Origin of the sequence: Burkholderia sp. L27(2015), from assembly GCF_009765705.1 — a bacterium.
Classification (GTDB): domain Bacteria; phylum Pseudomonadota; class Gammaproteobacteria; order Burkholderiales; family Burkholderiaceae; genus LMUX01.
Genome location: NZ_LMUX01000021.1, coordinates 20739 through 27518 on the forward strand (window position 1 = coordinate 20739; position 6780 = coordinate 27518).

The 6780-nt window shown below is 58.5% G+C and carries 5 protein-coding genes; all 5 read left to right on the forward strand.

Going from position 1 to position 6780, the window contains the following annotated elements; genetic code table 11:
• Positions 1-37 precede the first annotated feature (37 nt).
• On the forward strand, positions 38-928 hold the full coding sequence (gene ccsA / locus GSQ77_RS18555; RefSeq protein WP_158904262.1) for an inner membrane protein YpjD: 891 nt from the start codon (positions 38-40) through the stop codon (positions 926-928).
• Positions 929-931: 3 nt separating this feature from the next.
• A complete protein-coding gene (locus GSQ77_RS18560) occupies positions 932-1276 on the forward strand; it encodes a PP0621 family protein (protein ID WP_158904263.1) in 345 nt (114 codons plus the stop codon).
• A 75-nt stretch (positions 1277-1351) separates the two neighbouring features.
• Positions 1352-1981 (forward strand): 1,6-anhydro-N-acetylmuramyl-L-alanine amidase AmpD, encoded by a 630-nt coding sequence (ampD, locus tag GSQ77_RS18565; RefSeq protein WP_158904264.1) that lies wholly within the window; start codon positions 1352-1354, stop codon positions 1979-1981.
• A 341-nt stretch (positions 1982-2322) separates the two neighbouring features.
• A complete protein-coding gene (locus GSQ77_RS18570; protein WP_158904265.1) occupies positions 2323-5271 on the forward strand; it encodes a ribonucleoside-diphosphate reductase subunit alpha in 2949 nt (982 codons plus the stop codon).
• A gap of 831 nt (positions 5272-6102) precedes the next feature.
• On the forward strand, positions 6103-6780 hold a 678-nt coding region (locus GSQ77_RS29595; RefSeq protein WP_254067696.1), incomplete at its 3' end, for a ribonucleotide-diphosphate reductase subunit beta.

A 6780-nucleotide genomic window follows, 5' to 3' on the forward strand; every position in this document is an offset into this window, starting at 1 on the left:
ACCCCGCGCTCAGGCGAGGCTAGTGTAAACTTGCAATATGGATATTGTACTGTATGCCTTTACTGCGCTTCTGTACGCGGGTGCCGCCGCGCTGGCTTGGCACACCCGTTTGAGAACCCCGCTGCTGGCGCTCGACGCGGCCGGCGTGTCCGGCGGCCGTGGCTTGATCGGTGGATCGATCGGTTCCATCAAGCCGGCCTTGCTGTTTTTCGCCTTGGTCGCACATGGCGTGCTGCTGCACCTGACGATCTTCCCGCCGGACCGCATGATGTTCGGGTTTGCATTCGCGCTGTCGGCGATGTTGTGGCTGAGTGTGGGCATCTATTGGATAGAAAGCTTTTTCTTCCCGCTCGAAAGCCTGAGCCTTATCGCGTTGCCGTTCGCGTGTATAGCCACGTTGATGCCATTGATATTCGGCGGCGTGCGCGTACTGCCCTACGCGGCGGATCCGCTCTTCAAGTTGCACTTCCTGATCGCCAATTTGTCTTATGGGTTGCTGGCCCTGGCGGCCTTGCATGCGTTTCTGATGCTGCTTGTTGGGCGGCGACTCAACGCGATGGGGGCCGGTGTGCGCACCAAGCGCGGCTGGCTGGGTAACTGGCTCGATAGCCTGCCGCCGTTGTTGACCTTGGAAAAATTATTGTTCCGCTTGATCAGGGCGGGTTTTATTCTGCTCACGCTGACCCTGATCTCGGGCGTACTATTTAGCGAGCAGTTGCTGCACCGCGCGTTTTCCTTCGATCACAAGACCGTTTTTGCGGTGCTGTCGTGGCTGATGTTCGGTGGTTTGCTGATCGGTCGCCAGTTGTATGGCTGGCGCGGGCGCGCTGCGCTGCGTTGGGTGCTGGCGTCGTTCGTCTCATTGCTGCTGGCTTATGTTGGCAGTCGGTTTGTTCTCGAAGTTTTACTGCACAGGGCGATTGCCTGACTTATGCAACGGATTCTTTTCTGGATTGGCCTGATTCTGCTGATCAACTGGTGGTGGCGTAAAAATTCGCGCATGCTCGCCGAGCGTTTGCGCGCGCATCTCTATGAACGGACCGGACAACCTGGCGGCACGCCGCCTTGGCCGAACGCCGGGCATCAAGGGCCTCAGGCTGCGCGGCAATTCCAGGCGCCGAACCTGGATCGGTCCGGGGCACAGGAGGCCGTGGAGCCGATGGCGTGCTGTGCTCAGTGCGCCACGTATATTCCCGTGAGCGAGGCGCTGCGCGAGGGGGCTCAATATTTCTGCTGTGCTGAGCACGCTCGTCAGTTCGCCTCACGTGCCGCCTGAGCTGATCGCTGAATCGAGCGCCAAATTCAGCTTCAAGCGCAGCTCCAAACGCAGCGCTCCCGACTAGACCCGCCTATGAACGAGCCGTATGAAATTGACGTGCATGGCTGGCTGAGTGCATGCAAGCGTGAGGGTATCGGCGATGGCCTGAACTCGGTGGTCCTTCTGCCATCGCCCAATTTTGACGAACGTCCGGCGCAAGACCAGGCGCCCAGCTTGATCGTGATCCACAACATTAGTCTGCCGCCCGGCGTCTGGGGCGGTACGGCGATCGCGGACTTTTTTCTCAATCGGCTCGATTTCGATGCCCACCCGTTTTACGCGCAGATTCGAGGCGTGCGGGTTTCGTCGCATTTCCTGATCCGCCGCGATGGCGCTGTGCAACAGTTCGTCGGATGCAACCAGCGTGCCTGGCATGCGGGGGCCTCCACACACGCCGGGCGCACGCGCTGCAACGATTTTTCGATCGGCATCGAATTGGAGGGCAGCGACGACTGCGCGTTCGAGCCACCGCAGTACGCGCAGCTTGCCGTTCTGGTGGCGAGTCTATGCCGTCGCTATCCGGTCGAGGCGGTGGCGGGGCATGAAGATATCGCTCCCGGGCGCAAGACCGATCCCGGGCCGTATTTTGACTGGCAACGCGTACAGAGGGAAAGTGGTCTTACAGATCGGTATTTTCCCTATCGTCATTCAGACGCAACGTAGATCTGGCACTCTGCACGCCCGCGCAAAGTCCGAACCGGCGGCCTTCCAAGCGCAGCGGCGCCGCTCACGCTGTCAAGCGGTACAGAAAAAATAATTCAGTTTTTATCGTCTCGAAACTCCACTATACTTAGTATCAACAACGCAAAAAACCACTACATATTGTGGTATTTGGAGCGAGACACGAATCCGCGTACGTTCGCCGAGGCAGTGTCCCGAACTCTGTAATACCGGAAATACCGACCCGATCAGGCCCATGCCGACCTCTTTCACGGCATGGGCTTTCGCAATAAATACAAGTGCCGTTTTTCCGCTTATCCAAAAGACCGACCAGGAGCTTGCACATGCAAACGACCGAAACCGTATCCACCCAGAATCCGGGCAATCCCTCCGCCCGACTCGCCGAGGCCGACAGCCAGGCGGGAGCCTCGCAATCGGTATACGTCGACTACAAGGTGATACGCCGCAATGGCTCGGTGGTGCCGTTTGAGCCGTCCAAGATCGCGATTGCCGTCACCAAGGCGTTTCTCGCCGTCAACGGCGGGCAGGGTGCGGCTTCGGCACGCGTGCGCGAGTTGGTCGAGCAAATGACGCAAAGCGTCGTGCGTGCCCTGGTGCGCAGCCGGCCCAATGGCGGCACCTTCCACATCGAAGATATCCAGGATCAGGTTGAACTGGCATTAATGCGCGCCGGTGAACACAACGTCGCGCGTGCTTACGTGCTGTATCGCGAGAAGCGCTCGCAGGAACGCGCGCAAGTGGCCGACGTGCCGGCGAACCATAGCGGCCTGAACGTGATCGATGGCGGCGTGACCCGTCCGCTCGATATGCACGCGCTACGCACCGTGATCGAATCGGCATGCGCCAATTTGGGCAGCGCCGTGAACGCCGAGCCGATCCTGGCGGAAACGGTCAAGAATCTTTACGACGGCGTACCGTTGTCGCAAGTCTACGATTCGGCCATTCTAGCTTCGCGCACCATGATCGAAAACGACCCGGCGTACAGCCAGGTCACCTCGCGCATCCTGATGCACACGATCCGTCGCGAAATTCTGGGTGAAGAGGTGTTGCAAACGGAAATGGCCGAGCGTTATGTCGAGTATTTCCCGCAATACATCAAACGCGGCATCGAAGCCGAACTGCTGGACGAAAAGCTCGCGCAATTCGACCTCAAGCGTCTGGGCGCTGCCCTTGAGGCGGACCGCGATCTGCAATTCGATTATCTCGGCCTGCAAACCCTGTATGACCGCTATTTCCTGCACCACGATGGCGTGCGTCTGGAGATGCCGCAGGCATTTTTCATGCGCGTTGCAATGGGCTTGTCGCTCAACGAAGTTGACCGCGAAGCGCGCGCCATCGAGTTTTACCAGATACTGTCCAGCTTCGATTTCATGAGCTCGACGCCGACGCTGTTCAATTCAGGTACCCGCCGCTCGCAATTATCGTCGTGCTATCTGACGACCGTTGCCGACGATCTGGACGGCATTTACGAGGCACTGAAAGAAAACGCGCTACTGTCGAAGTTCGCCGGTGGCCTGGGCAACGACTGGACGCGTGTGCGCGCTCTGGGCTCTCATATCAAGGGGACCAACGGCAAGTCGCAAGGCGTGGTGCCTTTCCTGAAGGTCGTCAACGATACGGCTGTGGCCGTGAATCAGGGCGGCAAGCGCAAGGGCGCCGTATGTGCGTACCTGGAAACCTGGCACCTCGATATCGAAGAGTTCCTGGAGCTGCGTAAAAACACCGGTGACGACCGTCGCCGCACCCATGACATGAATACGTCGAACTGGATTCCCGACCTGTTCATGAAGCGCGTGACCGAAGGCGGCGACTGGACGCTGTTCTCGCCGGCCAATTGCCCGGACCTACACGACAAGTTCGGCAAAGAATTCGAGCAAGCCTACGTCGCCTATGAAGAAAAAGCGGCGCGCGGCGAGCTTAAGCTGTTCAAGACGATTCCGGCTGCGCAACTGTGGCGCAAGATGCTGGGCATGCTGTTCGAAACCGGCCACCCGTGGATCACCTTCAAGGATCCGTGCAACATTCGCTCGCCCCAGCAGCACGTGGGCGTGGTCCATTCGTCGAACCTGTGCACCGAAATCACGCTGAACACCAGCGATACCGAAATTGCCGTGTGTAACCTGGGTTCGGTGAACCTGGTGGCGCACATGAAGACGCTGGCCGACGGCAGCTTGGCGCTCGACCACGAGAAGCTCAAACGCACCATCCACACCGCGATGCGGATGCTCGATAACGTGATCGACATCAACTATTACGCCGTAGCGAAGGCGCGCAATTCGAACCTCAAGCATCGCCCGGTGGGTTTGGGCATCATGGGCTTCCAGGATTGCCTGCATATGCTGCGCGTGCCGTACGCGTCGGAAGCGGCGGTCGCGTTTGCCGATCGCTCGATGGAAGCGGTGTGCTATTACGCGTACTGGGCCTCGACCGAATTGGCTGAAGAGCGTGGCCGCTATTCGAGCTACCGCGGCTCGCTGTGGGATCGCGGCATCCTCCCGCAGGATTCGCTCAAGCTGCTGGCGGACGCACGCGGCGGGTATGTGGAGGTCGACATGTCGGTCTCGATGGACTGGGACAGCCTGCGCGCCCGGATCGGCGAGCACGGCATGCGCAACTCGAATTGCGTGGCGATCGCGCCGACCGCCACCATCTCGAACATCATCGGGGTATCCGCCTGTATCGAGCCGACCTATCAGAACCTGTACGTCAAATCGAACCTGTCGGGCGAATTTACCGTCGTCAACCAGCATTTGGTGCGCGACTTGAAGGCGCGCGGTCTGTGGGACGAAGTGATGGTGGCCGACTTGAAGTACTTTGACGGCACGCTGGCACGCATCGATCGCATCCCGGCCGACCTGCGCGCGCTCTACGCGACCGCCTTCGAAGTGGACGCTACCTGGCTGGTCGAAGCGGCGTCGCGTCGCCAGAAGTGGATCGACCAGGCACAGTCGCTCAATATCTATATGGCAGGCGCTTCGGGCAAAAAGCTCGACGAGACCTATCGTCTGGCTTGGTTGCGCGGTTTGAAGACCACGTACTATCTGCGCACGATGGCGGCCACCCACGTCGAAAAATCGACGGTGGCGCGCGGCTCGCTGAACTCGGTGTCCTCGGGTGGCAGCACGGGCGACGTCATGGCGGCGGGTGGTGCGGCGGCTTCATCGGCGGCAGGGGCGCCGATCGCCGCGAGCGCAGCGGTGGAAGCGGACGGCCCGGTGTGCGTGATGCGCCCCGGTGACGCCGGTTTCGACGAATGCGAAGCGTGTCAGTAAGTTGGGCGGATCGCTGGATCAGGCGACTGAGTTAAGTCGGTGAGTTAGCTCAGTGAGTTAGACGAGGCGACTCAAATCAGCGAGTCGATAGACGTCGGGCATCGCGGTTGGACAAAGTCGGCGAGTACGGTCGGCAAAGTTTGAGGTGAAAGACGGCGTGCAGCGATCGCGCGTATCGACCAGCGAAGAGTAGAAGGTGACGACGGGCGCCCACACACAATGTGAGCGCCCGTTTTTTTTTGTGCGCTGCACTTTTGCAGATCGCGTTTCGCAAGCGCGTTTGAACGTTTACCGGCGAACGCGCGTCGAATTGTTAGGGATCTCGACATTTGGATTCGACAACGTCGCGAACGACGTTAAGGCGATGGTGAACTCGGGTTCTCACCGATCGCAATGCGCACACTATATATTGTGTCTATGTCGTTAATGGACTACCATGAATAGTGTAAACAGTGCGTTCGGCAAGCGCTGCGCGAGCGCCGATTCGGGCGCCGCAGAATTCGCGGTCAGAAGACGATTCGTAGGCAGTCAGCGAGCTTGTACGCGACGAAGTTAGCGCGCTGAAAAATTCCACGCCGAAGAAATTCGACGTCGATATTCAAGTGCAGCGATGTGCGAAATCGGCGTCTCTCGAACATGCGATTTTGAGTGAATGATGCGAGTTTGAATCGCACATCGATCACACGTCGAGTTGCGATGAATTGAGCAGTAGCGTGCACGAGTGTTGTATGAACGTTGCACTGCATGAGGCAAATATAGAATTTTCACGTGTTCAGCTTTTGCGGCTCGTGAAAAGATGGTACAAACCGATTTGAATGAAGGTGAAAATTTATGCTTAGCTGGGATGACGAGACGACTGCGGTAGTACCTTCGAGTAACGGGCAGAATCAAACTGCTCGCCACTCGACGAATTTGGCGCTGAATTCTGCGACGAGTTTGACTACAGGTTTGCCCACTCAGTCGGTCGAAAACGTACTCGACAGCGCGCCGCAACTTTCGCTCGCGCAAGCTGTTTTCGCGAACGATGTTGCAGTGGCACCTGCGAACGCTGCTTTGATGCCGGTGGCTTCCGAAGCGCGAGTCAACGTTGCCGACAAGCGCATCATCAACGGCCAGACCGACGTTAATCAGTTGGTGCCGTTCAAGTACAAATGGGCCTGGGAAAAATATCTGGCGGGTTGCGCAAACCACTGGATGCCGCAGGAAGTGAATATGTCGCGCGATATCGCGCTCTGGAAAGACCCGAATGGTCTGACCGAAGACGAGCGTCGCCTGGTCAAGCGCAATCTCGGCTTCTTCGTAACCGCCGACTCGCTGGCCGCCAATAATATTGTGCTGGGTACGTATCGCCACATTACGGCGCCTGAATGCCGGCAGTATTTGCTGCGCCAGGCGTTCGAGGAAGCGATTCATACCCATGCTTATCAGTACATCGTCGAATCGCTGGGCCTGGATGAGGGCGAAATCTTCAACGCGTATCACGAGGTCGCTTCGATCCGTGCCAAAGAC

Excerpts from the sequence above, each read along its gene's own strand:
- GSQ77_RS18560 (WP_158904263.1), top strand. The coding sequence starts at position 932 with ATGCAACGGATTCTTTTCTGGATTGGCCTGATTCTGCTGATCAACTGG.
- ccsA (WP_158904262.1), top strand. The coding sequence starts at position 38 with ATGGATATTGTACTGTATGCCTTTACTGCGCTTCTGTACGCGGGTGCC.
- ampD (WP_158904264.1), top strand. The coding sequence starts at position 1,352 with ATGAACGAGCCGTATGAAATTGACGTGCATGGCTGGCTGAGTGCATGC.
- GSQ77_RS18570 (WP_158904265.1), top strand. The coding sequence starts at position 2,323 with ATGCAAACGACCGAAACCGTATCCACCCAGAATCCGGGCAATCCCTCC.